The following is a 24,512-nucleotide window of genomic DNA, read 5'->3' as shown; positions in this document are numbered from 1 at the left end:
CTCATATTTGAAGATACTTGTTCCCATATTCATATGTGCAATCTTTCCGGTGATGCGGGTACACCTTTCAATACCCCTACCGAAATCCAACTTCCCCAAGACCCTACAAAATTTTGCTGCAAGAGCTGTTTTAGATCGCTAAGGTGGGGTTTATCATGAATGCCTTCCCACAAAAGCCCAGTGATTCCGACCGTGAGTTCCTCCAAGCAGAACTTACCCGTTTGGTAGGTCAAGGCCGCTTGGATCTGGACAAGTACCAGGAAATTTTGGATATAGTCTGGTCCACTGATGACAATGCAGACCTCATGCGCATTCGTGCACAATTCCTTGGTGATCCCCGCGGAAACATCCCTGCCCCGCAGCCACCCGCTGCCCCGCCACTGCCTCCTGCCCAACCCCCGACCCAACCACCGGCTGCTCAGTTCCATACTGGTACGCCCGGAATTCCTATGGGTGGACATTTGCCGCAGCCCTATAATTCGACACCGCAAGATGTCCCGGAACAATCCACTATGGGCTCAATTAAGAAAACTGGCGAGTGGTTAGTTCCTGCCTATTCTTCTTATAAATTAAATGGCGCTGATCTCCATCTTGATTTGCGCAAAGCTACAGCCGCAGCGCCGGTTGTCACCATCAATGTCACTATGAATATGTCCAGCATGGTGTTGATTGTCCCTCCTGGAGTTCATGTTGATGTGCAGATGGCATCAAAGAACTGGTCGGATTTTAAGGTGGAGAACACTGCCCCACTCCCCGGCGCGCCACGGGTGATCCTCAATGGGGTGTCACGGGCCTCAACATTGAAGGTGTTTAGCAAGAGCCCAAATGAGCCCTATGGTTTTTGGGGCCAGATTTTCGGGGCTTAGGCTCTACTCCTCCAGCCCCTGTTCTTTTAGAAGCCTGGAAATCGCATTGTTCAAAATAGCTGGGGCTTCCAAAGGCAGCATATGTCCGGCACCCTGCGCTACCTGAAGTTTTGCCTCCGGCCAGAGCTCGCAGATACGAGTGGCCTGGCTAATGGGGGTGACATCATCTTTTTCACCGGCCAACACAAAGCCACTTAAGCCCTGGAGCGCTGGGGCAGCATCAAGTTCATCGTGTTCTTGGAGATCATCAAAAAATCCTACGAAGGTATCTAGTGGGGTTTCATGAATCATCGCGGCGTGAAATTGAATTACCTCCTTGCTGGTTTTCCTTTGGAAAACGGCAGTGGCCAAGGTGGGGGCGAGAAATTTGGAGGCATATTCGCGGAATTTTTGGGCGTCTTCTGGCGCTGTTTCCACTGCGTTTTTTACATTATCGGCAATGGGTGACGCTAAAACCTGAGGCAATCCCTGAGCCGAGAGAGATTCAATAGAGGTAGCAACCAGCACCAAGCCCACAATTCTGTCGCGCACAGCTGCGGGAGCTCTTTTCACGAGGTTTAGGGCGGTTAATCCGCCGAGGGAATGCCCCACCAAAATCAATGGACCGGTTTCGGCGTGGGCCTTAATGGCTGCGAAGACGTCATCGGCAGTCCCCTCCACCGTGCACCGTTCAGGCGCCACGGGGCCGGTGGCACCGTGGCCGCGCGCGTCGATAAGCACGCTTTTGGTATGTGGAAAATGTTTTTCCAGGAACTCAGTTTGGAGGTAGTAGACCTCGGCGGCGAGGGTGAAACCATGGATAAAAACCACTGTCGCCGCAGCCTGCGCGGGGCCGACAACATAGGTGTGGATGGCAATGTCATCGGATTCAACGGTGCTATGAAGATCCACACGCGATAAACCAGGCGTGCGGCTTTTGCTGTAGTTGGCGCCGGTGCGCAAGAATTTTCGGGTGCGCCTACGCCGGCCCGGAAGCTGGGTGAGACGGTGACTATGCTTATTTTTCTCCCGCGACATTCCCACAGCCTACAAGTGCGAACCGGGGTTACTGCACCTAATGGGGTAATTTGGGGGAATGAACTCTTTTCAAGACAAATTGGGATCCCTCTCCTCCATCAATGAGCAGGACGCACAGCCCAAGGCCACAAATGAAGCCTCAACCGATGCCGATATTTTTAAGTCTTTGGCAAAGATGGTGCAGGATATCGGCGGAATTTCCGCGGAGAATGTCACTCCAGAATCCCGCTTCTCTGAGGACCTTGCTATTAGCTCCCTCAATTTGATTGAACTTATTGTCACCGTGGAAGATCACTTTGGCGTGCGCATTGAGGATAATGACGCCAAGCATTTTAAGACCGTCCAAGACGTACTTGATTTTGTGCAGTCCCACCAGGCTTCTTAAGACCAGGCTTCTTAGGCTAGATTCCCCGGACGCCCGGCGCCAAAATAGAGCACAATAGAGTCCATGACAGTGAATATCTCTTATTTGACCGATATGGACGGCGTCCTCATCAAAGAGGGCGAGATGATCCCCGGTGCCGACCGCTTTTTGCAGGCGCTAACAAATAACAACATCGAGTTTATGGTGCTTACCAATAACTCGATTTTCACTCCGCGCGATCTCTCCGCCCGCCTGCGCTCCTCTGGCCTTGATATTCCACCAGAGCGCATTTGGACCTCTGCTACTGCCACCGCGCATTTCCTTAAAGCCCAGGTCAAAGAAGGTACGGCCTATGTGGTCGGCGAATCTGGCCTGACCACCGCTTTGCATACTGCGGGTTGGATTCTTACGGATTCACACCCGGAGTTTGTGGTGTTGGGTGAAACCCGCACCTATTCCTTTGAGGCAATCACCACCGCCATCAACCTGATTTTGCAGGGCGCGCGCTTTATTTGTACCAATCCGGACGTAACCGGGCCTTCCCCACAGGGCATTTTGCCGGCGACCGGCTCCGTGGCTGCGCTTATTACCGCAGCTACCGGCGCTGAGCCTTATTATATTGGCAAGCCAAATCCGGTGATGATGCGCAGCGCGCTGAATAACATTCGGGCACACTCGGAAAATACGGTCATGATTGGCGACCGTATGGATACCGATATCAAGTCTGGTCTGGAAGCTGGTCTGCGCACCGTGCTGGTACGCAGTGGTATTTCCGATGACGCCGAGATCCGCCGTTATCCTTTCCGCCCCACCCGCGTGGCCAATTCCATTGCAGACCTCGCCGACACCTGGGACGATCCTTTTGGCGATGGCTCCTTCGAGCTGGGCCCAGAACCTGAGGATATGTAAGTCCCCTGCACATAACCTGCTTGTTGTCTAGGGTTGTTCCCATGGCACTTGCAGATATTGTTCGCAAAATTGAATTCCGCACCAATGACGCGACCCTCAAATGGTCGCGCAACCAAGGCTGGAAACCCGAGGTCATAGGCTTTTCCGGATATGGTTCCGGCCACCGGGTGCGGGTTCTAGCGCGCGTTATCATGACCAACCCCAAAAAGGCGCTCGTCGACGCCCCCTCCCGCACCACCGCGGGAAACATCAGCGAAAAAGCCCAACGAGGTTGGCGCCAATTCTTCACCATTCAGGTCGCTGACCTGCCCGTTACTGTAAAACTGGGCGAAAAGACGGTGGAGTCCCGCACCGATCAAAGTGGCTATGTGGATCTGCTAATTGAGGATCACCACTTGGAGCCAGGCTGGCATGAGGTAGAAATTACCGCCGAGGGCTCAGCTACCGAAATCGCGCGGGTACTCATTGTTGATGACAATGCCCGCATCGGCCTGGTCTCTGATATTGATGACACCATCATGGTTACTTGGCTGCCCCGCGCAGTGCTGGCTGCCTGGAATTCCTGGGTCCGCCACACCAATACCCGCAAGCCAGTTCCGGGCATGAATAAGTTCTATGCCGAGCTGCTAAAAAATGATCCCCAAGCGCCTGTGTTTTATCTTTCCACCGGAGCCTGGAATACCTTTGCAACGCTGCAGGATTTCCTGGGCAAACACGATCTTCCCGATGGCCCCATGCTGCTGACGGACTGGGGTCCAACCCCCACTGGCCTTTTTAGATCTGGCCAAGAACACAAAAAGGTGCAGCTACGCAACCTCTTTATTGAATACCCGAATATAACCTGGATTTTGGTGGGCGATGACGGCCAGCACGATCCACTGATTTATGGCGAAGCCGTGGCTGAGCACCCTAATCGTATTGCCGGCGTTGCTATTCGTGAGCTCTCCCCCAGTGAGCATGTGCTCTCCCACGGAACGACGGGAGCCCTATCCACCATTACGACAAATGGTGGACAGGGCGTCCCGATTGTGCACGGCAAAGATGGTTTCGAGTTGTTAAAAAACTACTCCACCAAGCCGTTCATTTAAGCTGCGTTTTTGCGTCGAAAAGCAGCGGTTTAGGCGAAGGTCTGGGCAGCCTCGTCGAGCGCTGCTACCTCGTCTTTATCAAGTTCGAGCGTTGCGGCGGCAACGAGCGCTGGCAACTGCTCGGGGCTGGAGGCAGAAGCAATTGGGGCGGTAACGCCCTTGGCCAGCTGCCATGCCAGCGCGACCGTGGCAGGGGCAACGTCGCGGGCGGTGGCGACTTCAACAAGCTTGTCGACGACTTTAAAGCCTTCATCAGTTGCGTATCCCTCCACAAAACCAGCACGGTTTTGGCCCTCGAGGTCAGCTGCGGAACGGTACTTGCCGGTAAGGAATCCGGAGGCCAGCGCGAAGTAAGTAAAGGTAGCAACACCAAATTCGCGAGCTAATGGCTGGTAGGCCTGCTCAAAATCTGCGCGGTGCACCAGGTTGTACTGTGGCTGAATTGCTGCAGGCAAGGTGAGGTTGTTAGCAGTTGCATACTCCAGCCATTCACGAATGCGCTCTGGGGAATAATTGGACAACGCAATATTGCGGACCTTGCCGGACTTCACCAAAGAGTCATAAGTGACAGCCTGATCTGCGATTGACACATTTTCATCATCATAGTGGCTGTAGAAAATATCGATGTAATCAGTCTGCAGGCGCTCCAATGATGCCTCGAGAGCTGCAACTACGGAATCATGCTGCTGGTTGTCATAGGGAGCCAATCCGCCCATCTTGGTGGCCAGGACGATCTGCTCGCGGTTGCCGCGCTCCTTAAACCACTCGCCGAGGATGCGCTCTGACTGGCCGCCAGTGCCATCGCCTACCCATGATGCATAAAGGTCAGCGGTATCAATGTGGGTGCCACCAGCAGCAACGAAGGCATCAAGGACGGCGAATGAGGTTTCGCGGTCTGAGGTCCAGCCGAAGGTATTGCCGCCGAGGACCAGGCGTAGGTTTGGGGTGACAGTGTCAGCCATTAAAACTCCTATGTTAATTTGCTTAATTTTTGGGTGGGTCCCCACCCTAAGCCCGCTAACTTGATGTGTCAACTTGACGCGTCAAGTGATGGGTTATACTTGGGTTTATGAATCAACCAGAATCCCCTCGCTGGCTTAATGCAGAAGAAATGGACACCTGGCTTTCCCTATGGTCAGTCATGGAATGGCTACCCACTCGCCTAGATGACCAACTGCGAGAAAATGCCGGTATCTCCTTAGCTGAATATAACGCGCTCTCCCAAATTTCTCAGGCGACCGAGATGTCAATTCGCATGAGCACATTGGCAATAGGCGCCAATATGAAATTGCCCCACTTATCGCGTGTGATTACGCGTATGGAAAAAGCAGGCTGGGTGCGGCGTCTCCCCGACCCCACCAATGGCCGCTTTGCTTTGGCGCAGCTAACCGATGCGGGCATGGAGAAAGTTAAAGCCACCGCACCAGGCCATGTAGACGCCGTGCGACGCTTTGTTTTTGATCATCTTTCCAGCGAACAAACCACAGCTTTAGGGCTGGCCACGGCCACAATTGCCAATGTTATTGATGCGCCGGGCTGCACCACCTAAGGCGGTGTTGACTCAGGCAAAATGAAACCCCTGTGGGGCCTCTCTCTTCCTCTAGAGAGGCCCCACAGGGGTTGGTTTGTACCTCGAATCCGGAGGGGATTCTGATCCGTACTGCCAACTAATGCACATTAATCAACAATACGAAGCTGTACTTCAAACCGGTGTTCATCCGCTAGATTTTCTAGCACCTCTCGGAATTTGTTGAGTTCATCATGGGTTCCGGTAATCACCTCTCGGCACTCAATGAGGCCAAGTTCAAAAGGGTCACGGCGCCATGCCGTAAACCAATGAGCGGTGAGCGGATCCTTATTAGAACCGCACAATTCCGAAGGGCTCGGAATGCACACAACCATCGCAGATTCAACAGTCTGACGAAGCGCACTTGGCATAGCGCTAATTTCTAGAACAGCAGTATGCGCAGGGCGTGCAACCTCTTCAAAAGAATCCGCCACGGAGGTTTTAAGTTGGGGTAGTCCCGTGTCCTCCCAGAAGTCTGCCTTAAACAGGTCCGCCTGATGACGGGTCCGGGTGGGCACGGTTAATGCATTGTTCGTCATGTCGGGTTCCTTCGGCAACACTTGACAACCTTCAACCTCTCACCACGCCGAAGCACACTAAGAAATTAAAGGAAGTAAGACGAGGTTCGTCTTCCCCAACGGCCTCGCGTGTGCGTCAATTTCCTTCAAAGACTTAAAGGCGATTCTGGTTGAGTTAAAGTCCGCCGGCAACCCTCAATCTGAGGTTTATCCCCCATTTAATAAACCTCAAGTTGAGCTTTAAACTTAGTCCTTTTGCTGGGCTGAGTTCTTGTCACTTGGTTCACATCAGACTCAAATAGTCCCAGTTTCCCCAGTGCAGGGCTATAAAAGAGCCATAAGACTAGGCATTAAGCTCTGCCCAGACCTCATCATTAAAAGGTGTCCATGCTTCTTTAGCCCAGGGACCGAAGTCACGGTCAGTGAGCACCACGCCTGCTTTGCCGGTGCCCGGCGCCATCCAAAGGAAGGTGCCCGACTGCCCAAAGTGTCCAACAGTGTTGGCTGGCATGGAATTTCCAGTCCAGTGCGGGGACTTAGACCCCTTAATTTCAAAACCTAGCCCCCAAGGACAAGGCTTCTGCATGCCATAACCTGGCACGGTGCCAATTAATTCTGGGAACTGCACAGTGCAGGCTTCTGCAAAGGTTTCTGCAGAGATCAAGGTCGGCGCAATGATTTCTTGAGCAAAGGCGGTGAGATCGGCAACGGAGCTGCGTGCACCGAAGCCTGCCGAGCCCCAGAGTTTGGAGTTGGTCATGCCCAGAGGCGCAAAAAGTGCTTCCTGCAGGTACTCCCGATAAGGCATTTCTACTTCTTGAGCCACTGCATCGGCCAAAATATCCATGCCCGCGGAGGAGTAAATACGACGCTCTGCCACGCCTTTTTCAGCAACTGGCATATTCGCGGCCACGCCAGAGGCATGGGAAAGCAAGTGGCGAACGGTCGAGCCCTCAGGCCCCAAAGGCGTATCTAGCTCAAAAACGCCTTCTTCCAAAGCAATGAGGAAACCATAGGAAGCGAGCAGCTTGGTCACACTCATGAGCTCGAAAGGCTGATCCACATCTCCGAAGGTATGAACAGCGTCATCAGCAATCACACTGGCAGCCACATTCGGGACTGGCCAGGACTTGAGTGTGTTGAAGCTTTGCATAGTTCCAGACACTAGCAATCACTCTGTTAGATTCCTGGCAACCTCACCCGCGACACGCCCAAAAATTTGGTTCTCCCCCATGATTACACCCACCCAATCACAGCCAGCTCCCCTAAGATTTCAACAAAGCTGCAGCTAGATACAATAAACCCCACTCACACCGAGATTAAGAGATGTAAGTGGGGCAATTGTGGGGCCACCGGGGCTCGAACCCGGGACCAATGGATTATGAGTCCACGGCTCTAACCGACTGAGCTATAGCCCCGACCGCTGCGCATAGGCAACGTGAACATTATAGCTATGCCTACTTCACCTCACCGAAATACCCACCCGAATTAATTAATTGCGCTGCACAACCACCACATATGGAGGATCATCAAAGCAACAGGTTCCAACTGATCACCGTCGATGGGAGCGCTACCATGCCAGAAAATCAGCTATCTAGGCGCACATTTCTACAATCCTCCGCCCTGGCGCTCGGAGTCACCGCCCTACCCACCACTGCGCATACCCACGCAAGCGAGCACCGATTGTTCCAACATGGTGTGGCCTCCGGCGATCCGACGCCCACATCTGTAATCATCTGGACGCGCATCACCCCCACTCCAGAGGCCATCCCCGGCAGCAACCTCGGGCCAAACATCACCCTGAACTGGGAAGTCTCCCCCACCGCAGACTTCCACACCATCACGCGCAGTGGCACGGCCACCTCTTCGGCCACCAGCGACCACACCATCCACATCGACGTCACCGGCCTCGAGCCGGCCCGCCGCTATTTCTACCGTTTCAGTGTCCCCAACGGTGAAAAGTCCACCGTCGGCATCACGTCGACAAGCACGCTTTTCAACGCACCCCTCAGCCAGTTGCGCATTGCGGTTGCCTCCTGCGCCAATTGGGAGGCGGGATTTTTTGCCGCCTATGGCGATATTGCCCGCCGAGCTCAGCGCGGCGAACTCGACGTGCTGATTTTTCTTGGTGACTATATCTACGAATATGCCCGCGGAATGTTCGCAGGTAAAAGCGGTGCTGTTCGTGATCATGAGCCAGCCTGGGAGACGCTCACGCTTACCGATTATCGCGTGCGTTATGGCCATTACCGCGGTGATGAGCAGCTCCAAGCAGCCCATGCTGCCCTGCCCTGGATTGCGATGTGGGATGACCATGAAACCGCCAATGATGCCTGGCGGGAAGGTGCTCAAAATCATTCAGCTGCTGAAGGCGATTGGAATATTCGTAAATCCGCAGGGTTCCAGGCCTATCTGGAGTGGATGCCGATTCGCGCCACCACCACGTTATTCCGCAGTTTCCAGTTTGGGGATCTCGCCACACTGTCCATTCTTGATCTACGCAGTTTCCGCGACGTCCCACCGACGCATCAACAATGGCTGCAGGGACAACGTGAGAAAACCATGATGGGCTCCGAACAATTCCAATGGCTAAAAAACACCGTGGAAAACACCACAACTTCCTGGAATATCATCGGCAGCTCAGTTATGTTTGCCCCCATGCAGCTCAGCGGCGCTCCCCTGGCTCAGCTTCCCGATCCACTACCAGCCAATATGGACCAGTGGGATGGATATTCCCAAGAACGCGATCGTCTCTTGAGCATTCTAGCTGGCACCGGGCAACCCACGCTCTTCCTCGCCGGCGATATCCACTCCGAATGGGCCAATGAAATCCGCTTTGATAACCAGAAAATCGGCGTCGAAGTAGTGTGCAGCTCTATTACCTCCGCAAATGTCGATGATTATCTGCATTTACCCGCAGACAATTCCGTGTCGGTGCAAGCGGAGAACTTTATTCGCAGCAATAGCCCAATTGTGCGCCACGTTGATGTTGATGCCCATGGTTATTCCACTGTGGTTCTATCCCGCGATCTGGTGCGCGCTACTTGGCACCGTGTTGCAGATCTTTCTCAGGCTGACTCACCCGTGCAGCCAATGGCCCAATTGGACTGGAAACCACGCTCCGGATTTACCTCCTAAGCTGGCGATTTGTAACTCTTTTAGGCTTAAAGATATAGTTACATCTCGTTGCAAGGAAGAAATTCCAAACAGCTTATTCCTCTATAGCTCAGTTGGCAGAGCATTCGACTGTTAATCGAAGGGTCACTGGTTCGAGCCCAGTTGGAGGAGCAAATACTTCGCCCACAGTTCTTGTGAACTGTGGGTTTTTTGTTGCCCAAAATGGCACCCACCTGCCGATTTTGCAAAAAGTACACTTCTGACTATGCTTGATCAACGTTAGATGGAAGCACTTCCAGACAACTTATTCCTCTATAGCTCAGTTGGCAGAGCATTCGACTGTTAATCGAAGGGTCACTGGTTCGAGCCCAGTTGGAGGAGCAAATACTTAAAAGTCAGCCCCGGCCTGTGAGGTCGGGGCTTTCCTTTTCCCAACTGTCACCTATAGCACTATAGAAAATCTCTGAATTCCTTTTCTGTAGGACAGATTCGTTCTACTCTGGCTGCATGACCATTCCCAGTACCGCCCCGCAACACGATATTCCCCTCGATACTCTGCTGGAAGATTATGCCTTCATCTCAGATACGCATACCGGCGCATTAGTATCCAAAATGGGCAGTATTGACTGGCTCTGCCTGCCACGTTTTGATTCCCAAGCAATGTTTAGCCGTTTGCTCGGCGACCGCGAACACGGACACTGGAGCTTAAGAATCGACAATGGTGAGGTTATTAGCCAAAGCTATTTGGGGGATTCCTTCGTGGTGCAAACCGTATGGAGCTCGCCCACCGGCACCGCCCGCGTGGTGGACTTCATGCCCATCCATGGCACCGATCAACCAGACCTCACCGACCTGGTCCGCTCTGTGCACTGTGTGGAAGGCGAGGTAGAGGTGGAATCAATCCTGCGCCTGCGCTTTGATTATGGTGAATCCACACCATATTTCCGCACCACCACGGTTCATGGCCTAAGCATTGTCCAAGCTGTTGCTGGCCCCAATGCGGTCTATGTACGTGGCCCCGAAATGCCACACCGTCCCTCCAAGGACTGCCATAGCGGCTCCTTTAAACTTACTGCTGGTGAGTCTGCGGAGTGGGTGCTTACTTGGACGCAGTCTTTTGATGAGCATCCTCCGATGCCTGATTATTCTCACTCGCTTGAATCAACGCTGGCCTTTTGGGCGAGCTGGGCGGATCAGCTGCCACCGCAGAATCTTTATGATGCGGAAGTTCGTCGCTCCATGCTGGTGCTGCGCGCGCTCACCGATTTACGCACCGGTGGCATCGTAGCCGCTCCCACTACCTCCCTTCCAGAAGATTTTGGGGGCGTGCGCAACTGGGACTACCGCTATGTCTGGTTGCGCGATTCTGCGCTCACCATTGAGGCGCTAGTGGAATATAGCTTCTCCAAGGCAGCATTGCAATGGCGCACCTGGCTCTTGCGCGCCATTGCAGGTGATCCGGAGAACCTAAGAATTATGTACGGTCTCGGGGGCGAAAGGCACCTTCCTGAACGCGAACTCCATCACCTGCGTGGCTATGAGGATTCCACCCCAGTGCGCGTGGGCAATGGCGCAGCCGAGCAATACCAAGCCGACGTGGTGGGCGAGGTCATGATCGCGCTGGAAACAATTCGACGTGCAGGGTGCGCCGAGGATGAATTCTCCTGGGGCATGCAAAAGGCCATTTTGGAGTTCCAGGAAGCCAATTTTGATCGCAAAGATCAGGGCATTTGGGAGATGCGCTCTGAGCCGCAATTTTTCACCCATGGCCGCGCCATGATGTGGGCTGCCTTTGACCGCGGTATTAAAGCCATTGAGGAATACGGCTTTGATGGCCCTATTGAGCGCTGGCGGGAACTCCGGGCGCAGCTGCGGACGGAAATTATGGAGCAGGGCTTCAACGAGGACATCCAAGCTTTCACCCAGTGTTATGACAACACCACCATGGATGCCTCGCTGCTCCAGCTCGCCCAAATCGGGTTTATTGGCTACGACGACCCCAAAATGCTCAGCACCGTAGCACGCATTGAACAAGAGCTTCTCGACGCCGACGGTTTCCTGCACCGCTACCCCACCGATGGATCAGATGGTCTCACCGGCGATGAATATCCCTTCTTGATCTGTTCTTTTTGGTTGGTGGAGCAATACGCCCACACTGATCGTCTTGACGATGCCAAAGAGAAAATGGCCCGGATTCTTGCGGTCCAAAGTCCACTGGGGCTGCTGGCCGAAGAATATTCCACCACCCATAAGCGCTTGGCTGGCAACTTCCCGCAGGCCTTTTCTCATATCGGCTTAATCAGTGCTGCCCGAGCCATCAATTTCGAAGAGGCGCGAAACAGGTAAGATCGGAGGTGTTATAGCCACAGCGGGTTGCTGTGGTTTGAAGATCAAAACTTTGTAGGGAGAGTTATCCACACATGATCCAGTTAGTGATCGGCGCTGCAGCTGGCTACGTTTTTGGAACGAAAGCAGGACGTAAGCGTTACCACCAGATCAAAAAAGGATATGAGGTTGCGGTTAACTCGCCCGCCACTAAAGCAGCAGTAAATGCTACTCGACGGGCGATCGCCAACAAGCTTGATCCACAACCTCGTATGAAAGAGGTTAAAAACCTACGTACCAACGATGGACACCAGGTTCTAGAACCAGATCAGGACTAGCCCCGGAAAGCACGGTCGAGAAGCTCTCGCCGTGCTTGTTCCAGCGCTACCAAATCTGCAAAAAGGGAGTTATAAGCCTGCTCATCATCAGAGGGGCGCATCCTTTGCAATTGACTCTTGAGAATCGCAATCTGATTTCCTACTCGAGTCTCCTGCAAACGTGAAAGCACACCATCGGTATATGACTCCAAATCGGCAGTTTCCACCTCAATTTCTTCCATTGCCAGCTCGGATACCAAAGAGGTGCCCAAAAGATCGGTCATATTTTCCGACACACTGGGCAGCCAATCTTTGCCGTCAAGAGCCTGCGCACATCCACCAGCAGCAGCAATGGCATCACGCACCATCCGATAGGCCGGATTAGTAAAGCTATCCTGAGGCAGTCCATCAAAATAGGATCCCGCTAGCTCTGGGTATTGCAAGGCAATCTTGAGGGACTCCCGCTCCTGCCACAACACGGGGTTGCGCGGATTCGGCAGCGACATTGTAGGCCTGGTCTGCTGGTTTTCCTGTGGCTTATCAAAACGGGTTGCACGCAGTGGCTTTTTATCCCGCTTTGGTCGGCGCACCTCCTCATGAACCTGGCGCAAAACTTCTGCTGGATCTGCCCAACCAACCCAGCCGGAGAGCAAACGCGCATATTCGGATTGCAGAGTTTTATCGCGAATCTCAGCCACAATCGGCACCGCGCGTCGCAAAGCAGAAAGACGTCCTTCAACGGTGTCGAGGGCGTATTCATTGATGATGGACTGCAGCACAAATTCAAACATGGGGATGCGGCGGGCCACCAGGTCGCGCACTGCGGCATCACCGCGTTCTAGACGCATATCGCAGGGATCCATACCGTTGGGGGCAACGGAGACAAAGGACTGCCCAGTGAACTTCTGATCGCCCTCAAAGGCGCGCATAGCTGCCTTCTGGCCGGCTTCATCACCATCAAAGGTGTAGATGAGCTCACCGCGGAAATAGTTGTCATCCAGCATGAGACGACGCAGCATCTGCAGGTGCTCTTCACCAAAGGCGGTGCCACAGGCAGCCACAGCGGTGTCTACGCCGGCAGCATGCATAGCCATAACATCGGTATAGCCTTCCACCACGACAGCCTGGTGGCTGGCAGCAATCGCCTTTTTGGCGGTATCAAGGCCAAAGAGCACCTTTGACTTCTTGTACAACAAGGTCTCTGGGGTGTTCATATACTTGCCCATTTTGTCGTCATCAAAAAGTTTGCGGGCGCCAAAACCGATGACATCGCCAGAAAGATTCTTAATGGGCCACAGAAGGCGGCGCTGGAATTGATCAATCGGTCCGCGCTTGCCCATTTTGCTCAGGCCCGCAGCTTCCAATTCCTTATATTCAAAGCCCTTCTTCAGCAGATGCTTGGTTAAGGTATCCCAGCCAGCTGGTGCATATCCACATTCAAATTGGTAGATATGCTGCTGGCTAAAACCACGCTGCAAAAGGAAATCTCGGGCAGGCTGCGCTTCGGGAGTTTCTAATTGTTCACGATAAAACTGGTGCGCAGCCTTGTTTGCAGCAATAAGGCGCTGGCGGGTGCCTGGTTCTTCCCGGTTTCCCGGCCCACCACCCTGGTAGTTAATTTGGTAGCCGATTTTTTCAGCACAGATTTCTACCGCCTCAGGGAAGGAAATATGTTCCATCTCCATGAGGAAGGAGAACACATCTCCGCCTTTGCCAGTGGAAAAGCAGTGGTAATAGCCGCGGTTGGGGCGCACGTGGAAAGACGGAGTCTTTTCATCTTTGAAGGGGGAAAGACCTTTGAGGGAATCTGCACCAGCTGATTTGAGCTGTACATAATCCCCTACGATCTCTTCGATCGGCGTTCTTTCCCGGATTGCCTGAATATCACTTTCCGGAATGCGTCCCTTAGCCATGCCCATCACTTTAGCCCTTTCCAAGCTTGTGCCAATATTGATGTTATGCAAAATGGTAAGAAGGCTCTTGGCGGTGTCCTGGGATTAGTAGTTGTACTTGGTGCAGCCTGGTTTGGAATTGATCTCACTGATTCAAATACCCAGACTTCGAGCGCCTCAAGCAGCCTCGCGGCCACAACTTCCCCCAGCTCTACCAAGAAGAGCACCTCGGCTACCAGCGCAGCCCAAAGCACCAGTCGATTAGATACTTGCTCACTTGATGAGCTACCGGAGCAAGCGGATCTGGTGGTCGATGATATTCTCGCCGGTGGACCATTTGATTATCCCGAAAATGACGGTGTGCGCTTTGGTAACTATGAGGGCGTACTTCCCGATGAAGCCAGCAGCTACTACCGCGAATACACGGTGGAAACTCCAGGTCTAAGCCACCGCGGCCCCTTAAGAATTGTTACCGGTGGTGGCAGCGAAACCGATCCTGAAGTGTGGTACTACACCTCAGATCACTATGAGACTTTTTGTGAGATCACCGATGCGGAGAATTAGATGAATATTGTCCTTAGTGGAACCTTTAGGACTCGCCAGGATTTCTTTGTACTGCTGGGACGTGCGGCCTGGGGCATTGAACGCCCAGCACCTACCAATCTGGATGGCATGGTGGATTTGATTCGGGAAACCGGCGTCAATCGCATTAGCGTTACAGGAACTTGGTTGGTGAACCCGCGGGAATCGCTCAAGATTGAAGAAGTTTGTGATGATTTGGGGGTTGACCTCAACATCAACTTCTAACTCCTAAAGACAAAGATCCTGCCATGTGGAAACCCACGTGGCAGGATCTTTTCGTCGAAAAGCGCGCTTTTATTCGACGGTGACGGACTTAGCCAGGTTGCGTGGCTGGTCCACGTTGAAGCCCTTTGCGGTGGCTACAGCGCAAGCGAAGATTTGCAGTGGTACGGTGGCCAGCAGTGGCTGCATCAGGGTTGGTGCCTGTGGGATGCGGATGATGAAGTTAGCGTAATCGTTAACAGCCTCATCGCCTTCCTCGGCAATAACGATGGTGACAGCGCCACGGGCGCGGATCTCCTGGATGTTGGAGACGACCTTGGAGTGCAGGGAATCGCGACCGCGAGGGGAAGGAACGATAACGAATACCGGCTGGCCTTCCTCGACCAAAGCGATAGGACCGTGCTTAAGCTCGCCGGCAGCAAAGCCTTCAGCGTGCAGGTAGGCAATTTCCTTAAGCTTCAAAGCGCCCTCGAGGGCAACTGGGTAACCAACGTGGCGGCCCAGGAAGAGCACGGACTTGGCGTCGGCCATGTCTTGGCCCAGCTTCTTAACCTGCTCTTCATTGTCAATCACGCGCTGGATCTTCTCTGGCATTTCGCGCAGGCTCTGCAGTACGGTTGCAACCTCATCAGCGAACTGGTTGCCGCGCAGCTGTGCCAGGTAAAGACCAAGCAGGTAGGAAGCAGTGATCTGAGCCAAGAATGCCTTGGTGGAGGCAACGGCGATCTCAGGACCTGCGTAGGTGTAGATAGAAGCGTCTGCTTCACGTGGCAAGGTGGAACCAACGGTGTTACAGATAGCAACAACCTTGGCACCCTGCTCACGGGCGTGGCGGACAGCCATGAGGGTGTCCATGGTCTCGCCGGACTGGGACAGAGCTACCACGAGGGTCTTCTCGTTGAGGATTGGGTCGCGGTAACGGAACTCGTGAGCGAGCTCAACCTCGGTTGGGATACGGCACCAGTGCTCGATAGCATAACGTGCAACCTGGCCTGCATAAGCAGCAGTGCCACAGGCAACGATGATGATCTTGTCGATGCTGCGCAGGATTGATTCGTCGATGCGGAGCTCGTCTAGAACCAGCTTGCCCTCTTCGTTGAGGCGACCCATGAGGGTATCGCGCACAGCTGCTGGCTGATCGTGGATTTCCTTATCCATGAAGGAGCTGAAGCCACCCTTTTCGGCAGCTGCAGCATCCCACTCGACATCAAAGGGCTTACCTTCAGCTTCGGAACCATCAAAGTTGGTGATGGTGTAATCATCAGCGGTGATGATAACTACCTGGTCATTAGCCAGCTCAACAGCCTTGCGGGTGTAATCAATGAAGCCGGAAACGTCAGAGCCAAGGAAGTTTTCGCCTTCGCCAACGCCGATAACCAAAGGAGAGTTACGACGAGCTGCAACGATGCGGTCAGCGTGATCAGCGTGAATAGCAAGCAAGGTGAAAGCACCTGCAAGACGCTTGCCGGTGAGCTGCATTGCCAGGGTGAGGTCACCATTTGCCTCGGTGTTATAAATTTCAGCAAGCAAAGAAGCAGCAACTTCAGTATCGGTATCAGATACGAAGTTGTAGCCCTTAGCGGTAAGTTCAGAGCGCAGTTCTGCGAAGTTTTCAATAATGCCGTTGTGGACAACAGCGAGCTTGCCGTTGGAAACAACATGGGGGTGCGCGTTTACGTCGGTAGGTCCACCGTGGGTTGCCCAACGGGTGTGGCCAATACCAAGAATTGAATCTGGAAGAGGTGCTTTGGCGATTTCTGCTTCCAGTGCAGCAACCTTTCCAGCCTTCTTTCGGTAGCCGATCTCGCCGTTGGCGTGAACAGCAATACCGGCGGAATCGTATCCACGATATTCCAGGCGACGCAGCCCCTCAAGGACAACGTCTAAAGCAAAATAATCACGGGAGTCGCCCGCTTGGCCAATATATCCAACAATTCCACACATGCGCACGACTTTACAACAAGTTCAGCATTAATACCCGTTTAAGTCCCCTCTTAGAATCACCCACTGCACTGACCATGGGTTTTTCCCATTAATTGTTATCCAAATTAAAGGAGGAGACCCTAATTCAGAGATCTACCGAAGGACTTTTTGTCACATTTTTCAAATTTTCTTTAATTCTTCCACTTAAGACAAAAGCACTGGAAAAATACACAAAATGCCCATTAACCCCTAGCCACTTCGGCGAATTTCGTCACATTTTAAACAAATCTGTCAGTATCCCACCTCAAAGCACTTCAGCAGAGTTGCAGCTTCAGTATTGCGGTCAAACACTCGAATATAAAAGGACCTCAACTGCAGCCAGAACGCGCAGCCTCGCACTGCCCCTCGCAGTCTCCCAAAATCAGCCCAAAAATCCAGAAATCTCCGCGGCATTCCGCGCCAAACGTTCCAAACGGGATTCCGTCATTGAGGCAATCTGATCAACCACCACACGCGCACGGGCGGCATCGGAGTCAGCCTCCACAAACCACTGACGGAACATCGGATCCAAGGACCCCGGCGCGCCGAGCATGAGGTATTCATAAACTCGGAAAATGCGTTCGCGCTGGCGATCTTGCCGTGCCATATGCCCTGGATCATCCATCACATATAACACTGCCAAGGTTTTCAGCAGTTTCACCTCGCGCGCAGCAACCTCCGGAATCACCAGATCCCCAAACATGCGCCCCACGGTTATGCCCTGCTCACGCGCAGCTTCCTTGGTGGCAGCGATGGTGGCACCAACATAACGCCCCACCAATTCCGAGGTCATGGCTTTAAGCGCGGAATAGGACCGCAGCGTGAAATCAAAATCAGCAGCAGCCACTACCACCGGCAGTTCCCGCAATGAGGCAGCACCTTCAATAAGTTCTGCTGGATCGCCACCAAAAGCTCGCGCGCCTTTCTCAGCCAGGGCTGCAAGCTCCACCAAGTCCCAGAGGACTTTCAGATCAATGCGGCCAGAAACAATGCCGTCTTCGACATCGTGGACGGAATAGGCGATGTCATCAGAGAAGTCCATAACCTGGGCTTCCATGGGTGGGCGCAGATCCGAATGGCCTTCACGCACCCAATGCAACAGCTCGGCATCCTCATCATAGGCACCATATTTACGGTTCACGCTGCCATCAGCATTGGTTTTGGTCCACGGGTATTTGCAGGCCGCATCCAAAGTCGCGCGGGAAAGGTTGAGCCCAAAACTCTTACCTTCCGCAGAAACCACCTTGGGTTCCAAACGGCTTAAAATCCGCAGTGTTTGCGCATTCCCCTCAAAGCCACCGCAATCTTGAGCAACTTCATTAAGCGCTGTTTCCCCATTGTGACCATAAGGCGGGTGGCCAATATCGTGGCATAAACCAGCCAAATCACAGAGGTCTGGGTCCAGATCCAGACCAGCGCCAATACCGCGGGAGATTTGCGCGACCTCCAAAGAGTGCGTCAAACGGGTGCGTGGGGTGTCACCGTCATTTGGTCCAACCACTTGCGTTTTATCAGCAAGTCGTCGCAAAGCAGCTGAGTGCAACACGCGCGCCCGGTCGCGTGCAAAGGCGCTGCGGGAGTCGGGGGCCTCGGCGCTAAGCTGGCTTAATTTGGGCGCTTCAACAAAAAGCCGAGCATTATCTGCAGGTTGATAAGGGTACATCTACTTCTTTAGCCTCCGCAGCTGGTCATGGCGGGCGCGCCGGGACGGCCTAATAAACGCCTGAATCGAGCGCAATACATCCTCAACTTTAATAGCCGCCCCGCGCCCCAGTGTCCGCGACACGTCCTGCACCACTACCCCGCCCCACTCGTGGGCTAAGGTCAAAAAAATAGCTTGTCGACGCAAACCTGGTGGGGCTAAACGGAGTCGGTGAGGGAAAGGCCCGAAAACCTAGGCGGCGCGCCAGGCGCACCGCTCGATAAGAATGGTTGGGGTCAGTAATAATAAGCACCCTTCCGACTGCTTCCGGATCTAATGCCATATAAGAGGTATAAGTGTCATTCCCAATGGGTGAGACCTCAATGAATTCTTTGGGCACCCCAGCCTCCTGCAAGTAAGTGGCTGCAACCTCTGCCTCGCTAAAACGGTCGCCAGGCAGATTTCCACCCACCGTATAAATCATCTGACTACGATGCTGCTGCCACAATTGCGCAGTATGTTTTAGCCGCGCAGCAAATTGCTGGGATGGACGACCATCATATTGCGCCGTGCCCAGGACCAATAAAGAATCCACCTGTTGGGGATCATTGGGATAACGCCGCAGGGAATAAAGCTGAATTCTTAAGACCAGTTGGGCTATAAGTGCCCCGCTGCCGATTGTGAAAGCTTGAAAGAACTTTTTCATCCCCACCAGTCTGCCAGGGGTTCTCGGTAAGGTGGTACCCATGAATCCACGTTTGGTGCCTTTTCAAAAAATAGCTGCTCGTTCCTGTATCTCCCTGGCCATTGGAGTTGGTTCCTTAACGTTAATGGCCATGCCTTTAGCCCAGGCTGAGGAGCTCTCCGTGCTGGCGGAGGCGCCGGATTATTACACAGAAAATGTCACCGATTACACCGGTTTACTCAGCTCCACTGAGCAAAGCGAAATTCAAACAGCAATTGATGAGGTTAAAGCCTCTGAACAAAAGGTCATTTTTGTCATATACCTCAACTCCTTTGATGGCATGGATGCCCAAACTTGGACCGAACAAGCCTTAGAGATCAATGGCTCCGGCAATGTGCTGATCTACGCCGTATCCCCGGAAGAACGCCAATATAGCATTGCTGGCGGTACACAGTGGAGCTCCACCGAATTAGATAATGCCAATGAAGCCGTTTTCCAGGCACTCTCCCAGGATGATTGGGCTGGTTCCGCGCTAAACCTTGCGCAATCTGTCACCGGTGGTGGCGCTGGTTCTTCTGGTTCCTCTGACTCTTCTGGTTCCTCGGCAGCCTGGTTGGGAGCAGCTGGAGTTGGCGTTGTAGCTGCAGGTGGTGGCCTCTGGGCTTATAACCGCAATCGCAAAAAGAAGACCGATTCCGCCACCTTAGAAGACGCCCGCAGTATTGATCCCCGCGATACCTCCCGCTTGATGCGCTTGCCATTGGAGACCTTGGAGGCTTTGGCACAGGAAGAACTAACCTCCACCGACGAATCCATTCGTGGCGCCAAAGAGGAACTAGATATTACAACTGCGGAATTTGGCCCGGAACGAACTCGCAGCTTTATCCGCGCCATGAATAACTCCACTGGCACCCTCCAAAGAGCCTTTGAGATCCAGCAGCGCCTCAATGATTCCATCCCCGAATCTGAGGCTGAAAAGCGCTCCTTGCTGGTGGAAATCATTTCTTCCTGTGGTCAGGCCGATGATGCACTCGCAGCCGAAGCCAAAAACTTTGCTGATATGCGCAACCTGCTCATCAACGCCAATACCCGCCTTGATGAGTTCACCCGCCAATCTGTGGACCTAAGAACTCGTTTGCCACAAGCCACCGCCACCTTGGAAGGCTTACGCACCCGCTACTCCGCCGAGGTTTTGGAGAGCATCGACGATAACGTGGTCCTCGCAACCGGTTCCCTCGAGGAAGCCGAAAAGGTGTTGGCGCAGGCTTATGAGCTAGAGGCAAAGCCAGCGGGCGAACAAGCAGGTCTGATTGATGCCATCCGCCACATCGAGCACGCACTGGCCACGGCCGATAAATTGCTTAAAGGTGTAGAAAACGCCGATACCAATATCTCCACGGCAAAAGCCAATATCGCGCCTCTTATCTCCGAGGTGGAAGTTGAGATCAACGAGGCTGCCCAGCTTAAAACCACTGCTGCCAATGATGGTGCCAAAGCTGATTGGGCTACCCTAGACGATACTGTGCGTGCCGCTTCCGCTGCTTTAAGCACAGCCCGTACCACTGCTGATGCCGATCCTCTCGGCGCCTATACCACACTGGTTGATGCAGATTCTGCCCTGGATACCCAGTTGGATCTTTTGCGAGCCACCGCCACTGATCAGGCCAATCAATTGCGAATTTTTGACCAGCAATTGGCCACCGCCCAGCAACAAATACAAGGTGCCGAAGATCTTATTTCCACCCGTGGTCGCATTGTAAAGTCCGAGGCGCGCACGCACCTTGCCAACGCTCAAAAACTCCACGCCATGGCTATGCAAAACCGGGTTCGCGATACCCGCGCCGGTTTGGATTATGCACGCCAGGCGACGGTGGCTGCGCAAAGGGCAAGCACCGCAGCTAAAAATGACGTCACCGAATACAACAACCGTAATCGCCGAAACAACTCCAGCGGTGGGGCGACCGGCGCAATTGTCACCGGTATGGTGCTGAACTCCATCCTCAACAGTGGTCGTGGTGGCGGATTCGGAGGTGGCTTTGGTGGCGGCGGTGGCAGCTTCGGTGGAGGCGGCGGTGGCGGAGGATTCCGCGGTGGCCGCTTCTAGGGCTTAAATTTTAGGCCTTAAATTTTGGGTCTGCGTACTGCGGAATCAACCAGGACGCAGGCCCAACTTAGAAACACTGCATCCACAAAAGGCAGGGCATCTTCACCTGCAGTGCCCACCGTAAATTCCACTTTTCCACTGGTCATGGGCCGCATTTTGGCCACCTCTAGACCTTGGTTGGTGATAATACGTTCTTTGCGCCAGGGCGAAACACGCTTGAGCTCATAGGTCCTTTTACCGCACACTGCTTTAAGGTCTGCGACAGTAAAAGATTCCTGCATGACGGTATAAACCTCACCGCCGGATAAGGTGGCGCGACACCGGAACTTCATTGTCCCGGGAGTTGATTCAATAAGCAGGCGTTCATCGGCTACGTAGAGGACATCCGAGCGCACATCAGAAATAACCGCGCCCGAAGCGTCGAAAAGCTCATTGCCCAGCCACACCCATGTTTCCTCGGCGTGCCGACCGAAAATTCCCGCTTTTGGGCGCTCAAAACCGTCCATACCTAGATCCCCAGTTCTTAGATAAAGGTCATAAAAATGATGAACGGGGTGAGGATGATTAAGAAGATTGTTAAGCCCCAGCTAGAGCCCAACATTCTCGATTCCAGGGTTTTGCGCGCGATCCAGGACAAAAATACTTCTTGTTCGGCGGAGACGGTGCTACCTTCTTCAAACTCTAGAACGGAAGCACGCATGCCGTTATTAACGCCACTGAATTGAGCTACTTTCTGTTCATTGGCGTCGTCGATAATCCAATTGGCTTTTTCTTCATTGATGGCGGTCATTTCAACGCCAGCCATATCGATGGTGATGCGTTTAGCGTGGGAGAAGCCCTTGTCTACAACTTGTGCTTTGAAAACGCGACCATCTGGCAAAGTGGCGGTGGCTGTGCCTGCGATATCGAAGGATAAATTCCACTGCTGCTCCCCCACTGTGGCAGTGGTGTCAAAAGCTTTTGCGGTTGACTCACCGAAGGTCGCAATTTTGGATTTTTCTTGCCCCCGAAGCAAATCAACAAAAAGCTGTCCGTCCTTCTTAAAGCGCTTGCCCCAAGAGGTATAGGAGGAGTTCACAATCAGATCCTTCGTTGTCATGCGAACAGAATAGCACCGGCCGAAGGTGGCCGGTGCTATGTGTGGTGGAGATTAGTGCCTTAGAAAAATTAGCAACCAATCAGACGCTGAGCCAGGAAGCCCTGCAGCTCATCGATAGGAACACGAACCTGCTCCATGGTGTCGCGCTCGCGGACGGTGACTGCCTTATCCTCGAGGGAATCAAAGTCAACGGTGACGCAGAATGGGGTACCGATTTCATCCTGGCGACGGTAGCGGCGACCAATTGCTCCGGAGGTGTCATAGTCGACGTTCCAGAACTCACGCAGGTTAGCTGCCAATTCCTCAGCAACTGGGGTCAAGGTGTCCTTCTTGGACAGTGGCAGAACTGCCACCTTGACTGGAGCGAGGCGGCGGTCAAGCTTCAAAACGACGCGCTTATCGACGCCACCCTTGGAGTTTGGAGCCTCATCCTCGTGGTATGCGTCCATGAGGAACATCATCATGGCGCGGCCAAGGCCTGCGGCTGGCTCAATAACATAAGGAATCCAGCGCTCGCCGGTCTCCTGATCGAAGAAGGAAAGATCTTCGCCGGAGCCTTCGGAGTGCACGCGCAGGTCATAATCGGTGCGGTTGGCGATGCCTTCGAGCTCGCCCCACTTGCTATTGGCAAAGTTGAAGGCGTACTCGATATCAACGGTGCGCTTGGAGTAGTGAGAAAGCTTCTCTTTGGGGTGCTCGTAGAGGCGCAGGTTCTCTGGCTTAATGCCGAGGTTGAGGTACCACTGGTGGCGGGTATCAATCCAGTACTGGTGCCATTCTTCATCCTCGCCTGGCTTGACGAAGAATTCCATTTCCATCTGCTCAAATTCGCGGGTACGGAAAATGAAGTTACCTGGGGTGATCTCATTGCGGAAGGACTTACCCATGTTGGCAATGCCGAATGGAGGCTTCATACGTGCAGAGTTCATCACGTTCTTGAAGTTCACGAAGATACCCTGAGCGGTTTCTGGGCGCAGGTAGTGCAAACCTTCTTCATCATCAACTGGGCCAAGGAAGGTCTTGAGCATGCCGGAGAAAGCCTTTGGCTCAGTCCAGTTACCTGGCTGACCGGTCTCAGGATCGTTAATGTCAGCAAGGCCATTTACCGGTGGGTGGCCGTGCTTTTCTTCATAAGCCTCGAGCAGGTGATCTGCACGGTAGCGCTTATGGGTGTGGAGGGATTCCACCAGCGGATCGGTGAAGACCTCTACGTGGCCTGAGGAAACCCAGACCTGGCGAGGCAGGATGACGGAAGTGTCTACGCCAACTACGTCTGGGCGGGAAGTAACCATGGCACGCCACCACTGGCGCTTGATGTTTTCCTTTAGTTCAACGCCCAAGGGACCGTAATCCCAAGCAGAACGAGTACCGCCGTAGATCTCGCCACAGGGGTACACCAGTCCACGTCGTTTACACAGGTTAACCACGGTGTCGATGATCGATTGCTGAGCCACGTCGGATGCTCTCCTCCAGGTCGAATGAAAATTACTCAAAGCTTCGCGTCCCCTTCGGGACATACTGACCCAATCTTAGACCAAGCATTAACCGAGTCGACTGATAGGTCTAAAAATCTTCCACAACTCAAGTTTTACTTATATGAGTCGTTTGATAGATAAGAATAAAATTGCACAAAAGAAAACTTGCACATTGTTCAATCAGAACAATAAATACACACCCCAATCATAAAACCCCAAGTGGAAGAAAGCGAAGGTGAAAATGTGGTTTTAGCTTTTTAAGTAAATCCTTAATACTGGATGTGTGCTAGTTCTCAAGAATTCCCACGGCGGGTTTTCATTAGAGGAATGAGGTATTCAAATGATTCCAAACTCCACACGCAACTTCTTTAGGTCAGCCAATGAAGGCCTAGGTAGTCGAACCATCGGTGAGATGGCCACCGCCCCCTCCTCCCACTTTGACTCCAAAGAAGTCTCCATGCTGGGCAATGTGCTTCGCGCTTTGGACTCCCCAGTGCGTATTGAGATCGTTTTGGCACTCAACGAACGTCCTCACTATGTCCATGAGCTTGTCAAACGACTTAATAGTTCACAACCGCTTATCAGCCAGCATCTCAAAGTGTTGAAGTCTGCACACGTTGTTGATGCTGAACGCAAAGGTCGCCAGATGACCTATTTTCTCGCGGAGCCTTTGGTCATCGACATCTTTGGTTTAGCCCTCAAAGCTGCCAAAGCCGAGCAAGTGTAGACTTCCACTAAACAAATTTCTTGTTGAGGAGGAC

The 24,512-nt window shown here is 53.2% G+C and carries 22 protein-coding genes, 3 tRNA genes and 1 pseudogene; 14 read left to right on the top strand and 12 right to left on the bottom strand.

What is annotated here, in order from left to right; translation table 11 throughout:
* The first annotated feature begins 155 nt into the window (after nucleotides 1–155).
* Nucleotides 156–866, top strand: a complete 711-nt coding sequence (locus SFC07_RS01120) for a DUF1707 domain-containing protein (RefSeq protein ID WP_411206385.1) — start codon at nucleotides 156–158, stop codon at nucleotides 864–866.
* A 3-nt stretch (nucleotides 867–869) separates the two neighbouring features.
* Here the strand turns inward: SFC07_RS01120 and SFC07_RS01115 are convergent, their stop codons facing one another.
* Entirely contained in the window at nucleotides 870–1,883 is a 1,014-nt protein-coding gene (locus tag SFC07_RS01115) for an alpha/beta fold hydrolase (protein ID WP_411206384.1), read from the bottom strand.
* A 58-nt stretch (nucleotides 1,884–1,941) separates the two neighbouring features.
* Here SFC07_RS01115 and SFC07_RS01110 point away from each other — a divergent pair, with 58 nt between their 5' ends.
* The 3 genes from SFC07_RS01110 (at nucleotide 1,942) to SFC07_RS01100 (ending at nucleotide 4,244) form a co-directional block, all read left to right on the top strand.
* Nucleotides 1,942–2,268 (top strand): acyl carrier protein, encoded by a 327-nt coding sequence (locus SFC07_RS01110; protein WP_411206383.1) that lies wholly within the window; start codon nucleotides 1,942–1,944, stop codon nucleotides 2,266–2,268.
* A 63-nt stretch (nucleotides 2,269–2,331) separates the two neighbouring features.
* Nucleotides 2,332–3,156, top strand: coding sequence for an HAD-IIA family hydrolase (locus tag SFC07_RS01105; protein WP_411206382.1), 825 nt, complete (start codon nucleotides 2,332–2,334; stop codon nucleotides 3,154–3,156).
* Nucleotides 3,157–3,197: 41 nt separating this feature from the next.
* The gene (locus SFC07_RS01100; protein WP_411206381.1) at nucleotides 3,198–4,244 is read left to right on the top strand and encodes an App1 family protein; all 1,047 of its coding nucleotides are present in this window, start codon (nucleotides 3,198–3,200) and stop codon (nucleotides 4,242–4,244) included.
* Between the two features lie 29 nt (nucleotides 4,245–4,273).
* Here the strand turns inward: SFC07_RS01100 and SFC07_RS01095 are convergent, their stop codons facing one another.
* Nucleotides 4,274–5,206 carry an aldo/keto reductase gene (locus SFC07_RS01095; RefSeq protein ID WP_411206380.1) on the bottom strand — a complete coding sequence of 311 codons (933 nt, stop codon included), beginning with the start codon at nucleotides 5,204–5,206 and terminating at the stop codon, nucleotides 4,274–4,276.
* 107 nt (nucleotides 5,207–5,313) lie between these two features.
* Here SFC07_RS01095 and SFC07_RS01090 point away from each other — a divergent pair, with 107 nt between their 5' ends.
* Nucleotides 5,314–5,793: a MarR family winged helix-turn-helix transcriptional regulator gene (locus SFC07_RS01090; RefSeq protein WP_411206379.1), complete on the top strand. Its 480-nt coding sequence runs from the start codon at nucleotides 5,314–5,316 to the stop codon at nucleotides 5,791–5,793.
* 128 nt (nucleotides 5,794–5,921) lie between these two features.
* Here SFC07_RS01090 and SFC07_RS01085 read toward each other — a convergent pair whose 3' ends face one another.
* The 3 genes from SFC07_RS01085 to SFC07_RS01075 form a co-directional block, all read right to left on the bottom strand.
* Complete coding sequence (locus tag SFC07_RS01085; protein ID WP_411206378.1) at nucleotides 5,922–6,350, bottom strand: hypothetical protein; 429 nt, start codon at nucleotides 6,348–6,350, stop codon at nucleotides 5,922–5,924.
* Between the two features lie 322 nt (nucleotides 6,351–6,672).
* Nucleotides 6,673–7,482 carry a serine hydrolase domain-containing protein gene (locus tag SFC07_RS01080; protein ID WP_411206753.1) on the bottom strand — a complete coding sequence of 270 codons (810 nt, stop codon included), beginning with the start codon at nucleotides 7,480–7,482 and terminating at the stop codon, nucleotides 6,673–6,675.
* A 191-nt stretch (nucleotides 7,483–7,673) separates the two neighbouring features.
* Nucleotides 7,674–7,747: transfer RNA gene (locus tag SFC07_RS01075), tRNA-Ile, on the bottom strand.
* A 157-nt stretch (nucleotides 7,748–7,904) separates the two neighbouring features.
* Between SFC07_RS01075 and SFC07_RS01070 the strand changes: the two genes are divergently transcribed.
* The 5 genes from SFC07_RS01070 (at nucleotide 7,905) to SFC07_RS01050 (ending at nucleotide 12,109) form a co-directional block, all read left to right on the top strand.
* Nucleotides 7,905–9,467 (top strand): alkaline phosphatase D family protein, encoded by a 1,563-nt coding sequence (locus SFC07_RS01070; RefSeq protein ID WP_411206377.1) that lies wholly within the window; start codon nucleotides 7,905–7,907, stop codon nucleotides 9,465–9,467.
* Nucleotides 9,468–9,544: 77 nt separating this feature from the next.
* Nucleotides 9,545–9,617: transfer RNA gene (locus SFC07_RS01065), tRNA-Asn, on the top strand.
* 137 nt (nucleotides 9,618–9,754) lie between these two features.
* Nucleotides 9,755–9,827 (top strand) — tRNA-Asn (locus SFC07_RS01060).
* Between the two features lie 126 nt (nucleotides 9,828–9,953).
* The gene (locus tag SFC07_RS01055; RefSeq protein WP_411206376.1) at nucleotides 9,954–11,792 is read left to right on the top strand and encodes a glycoside hydrolase family 15 protein; all 1,839 of its coding nucleotides are present in this window, start codon (nucleotides 9,954–9,956) and stop codon (nucleotides 11,790–11,792) included.
* A 74-nt stretch (nucleotides 11,793–11,866) separates the two neighbouring features.
* Entirely contained in the window at nucleotides 11,867–12,109 is a 243-nt protein-coding gene (locus tag SFC07_RS01050) for a hypothetical protein (protein ID WP_411206375.1), read from the top strand.
* On the opposite strand, the gene dnaG is transcribed toward SFC07_RS01050, so the two are convergent.
* Nucleotides 12,106–14,007, bottom strand: a complete 1,902-nt coding sequence (dnaG, locus tag SFC07_RS01045; RefSeq protein WP_411206374.1) for a DNA primase — start codon at nucleotides 14,005–14,007, stop codon at nucleotides 12,106–12,108. The genes SFC07_RS01050 and dnaG overlap by 4 nt on opposite strands.
* A gap of 39 nt (nucleotides 14,008–14,046) precedes the next feature.
* On the opposite strand from dnaG, the gene SFC07_RS01040 reads away from it, so the two are divergent.
* A complete protein-coding gene (locus SFC07_RS01040; RefSeq protein ID WP_411206373.1) occupies nucleotides 14,047–14,544 on the top strand; it encodes a ribonuclease domain-containing protein in 498 nt (165 codons plus the stop codon).
* Complete coding sequence (locus SFC07_RS01035; protein WP_411206372.1) at nucleotides 14,545–14,787, top strand: hypothetical protein; 243 nt, start codon at nucleotides 14,545–14,547, stop codon at nucleotides 14,785–14,787.
* A gap of 69 nt (nucleotides 14,788–14,856) precedes the next feature.
* Here SFC07_RS01035 and glmS read toward each other — a convergent pair whose 3' ends face one another.
* The 3 genes and pseudogenes from glmS to SFC07_RS01020 form a co-directional block, all read right to left on the bottom strand.
* A complete protein-coding gene (glmS, locus tag SFC07_RS01030) occupies nucleotides 14,857–16,728 on the bottom strand; it encodes a glutamine--fructose-6-phosphate transaminase (isomerizing) (protein WP_411206371.1) in 1,872 nt (623 codons plus the stop codon).
* Nucleotides 16,729–17,128: 400 nt separating this feature from the next.
* Nucleotides 17,129–18,409, bottom strand: coding sequence for a deoxyguanosinetriphosphate triphosphohydrolase (locus SFC07_RS01025; RefSeq protein WP_411206370.1), 1,281 nt, complete (start codon nucleotides 18,407–18,409; stop codon nucleotides 17,129–17,131).
* A pseudogene (locus SFC07_RS01020) lies at nucleotides 18,410–19,013 on the bottom strand (YdcF family protein).
* 121 nt (nucleotides 19,014–19,134) lie between these two features.
* On the opposite strand from SFC07_RS01020, the gene SFC07_RS01015 reads away from it, so the two are divergent.
* Nucleotides 19,135–21,177 carry a TPM domain-containing protein gene (locus tag SFC07_RS01015; RefSeq protein ID WP_411206369.1) on the top strand — a complete coding sequence of 681 codons (2,043 nt, stop codon included), beginning with the start codon at nucleotides 19,135–19,137 and terminating at the stop codon, nucleotides 21,175–21,177.
* Nucleotides 21,178–21,194: 17 nt separating this feature from the next.
* On the opposite strand, the gene SFC07_RS01010 is transcribed toward SFC07_RS01015, so the two are convergent.
* The 3 genes from SFC07_RS01010 to SFC07_RS01000 all read right to left on the bottom strand — a co-directional run bounded on the left by SFC07_RS01010 (nucleotide 21,195) and on the right by SFC07_RS01000 (nucleotide 23,730).
* Nucleotides 21,195–21,683, bottom strand: coding sequence for a hypothetical protein (locus tag SFC07_RS01010; RefSeq protein ID WP_411206368.1), 489 nt, complete (start codon nucleotides 21,681–21,683; stop codon nucleotides 21,195–21,197).
* A 17-nt stretch (nucleotides 21,684–21,700) separates the two neighbouring features.
* Complete coding sequence (locus SFC07_RS01005; RefSeq protein WP_411206367.1) at nucleotides 21,701–22,276, bottom strand: hypothetical protein; 576 nt, start codon at nucleotides 22,274–22,276, stop codon at nucleotides 21,701–21,703.
* Nucleotides 22,277–22,344: 68 nt separating this feature from the next.
* On the bottom strand, nucleotides 22,345–23,730 hold the full coding sequence (locus tag SFC07_RS01000) for a glycine--tRNA ligase (protein ID WP_411206366.1): 1,386 nt from the start codon (nucleotides 23,728–23,730) through the stop codon (nucleotides 22,345–22,347).
* Nucleotides 23,731–24,091: 361 nt separating this feature from the next.
* Between SFC07_RS01000 and SFC07_RS00995 the strand changes: the two genes are divergently transcribed.
* Nucleotides 24,092–24,478, top strand: a complete 387-nt coding sequence (locus tag SFC07_RS00995; protein ID WP_411206365.1) for an ArsR/SmtB family transcription factor — start codon at nucleotides 24,092–24,094, stop codon at nucleotides 24,476–24,478.
* Nucleotides 24,479–24,512 lie beyond the last annotated feature (34 nt).

This window comes from Corynebacterium callunae (genome assembly GCF_046592015.1).
Lineage (GTDB): Bacteria > Actinomycetota > Actinomycetes > Mycobacteriales > Mycobacteriaceae > Corynebacterium > Corynebacterium callunae_A.
This window is presented reverse-complemented; position numbering and strand designations above follow the sequence as displayed.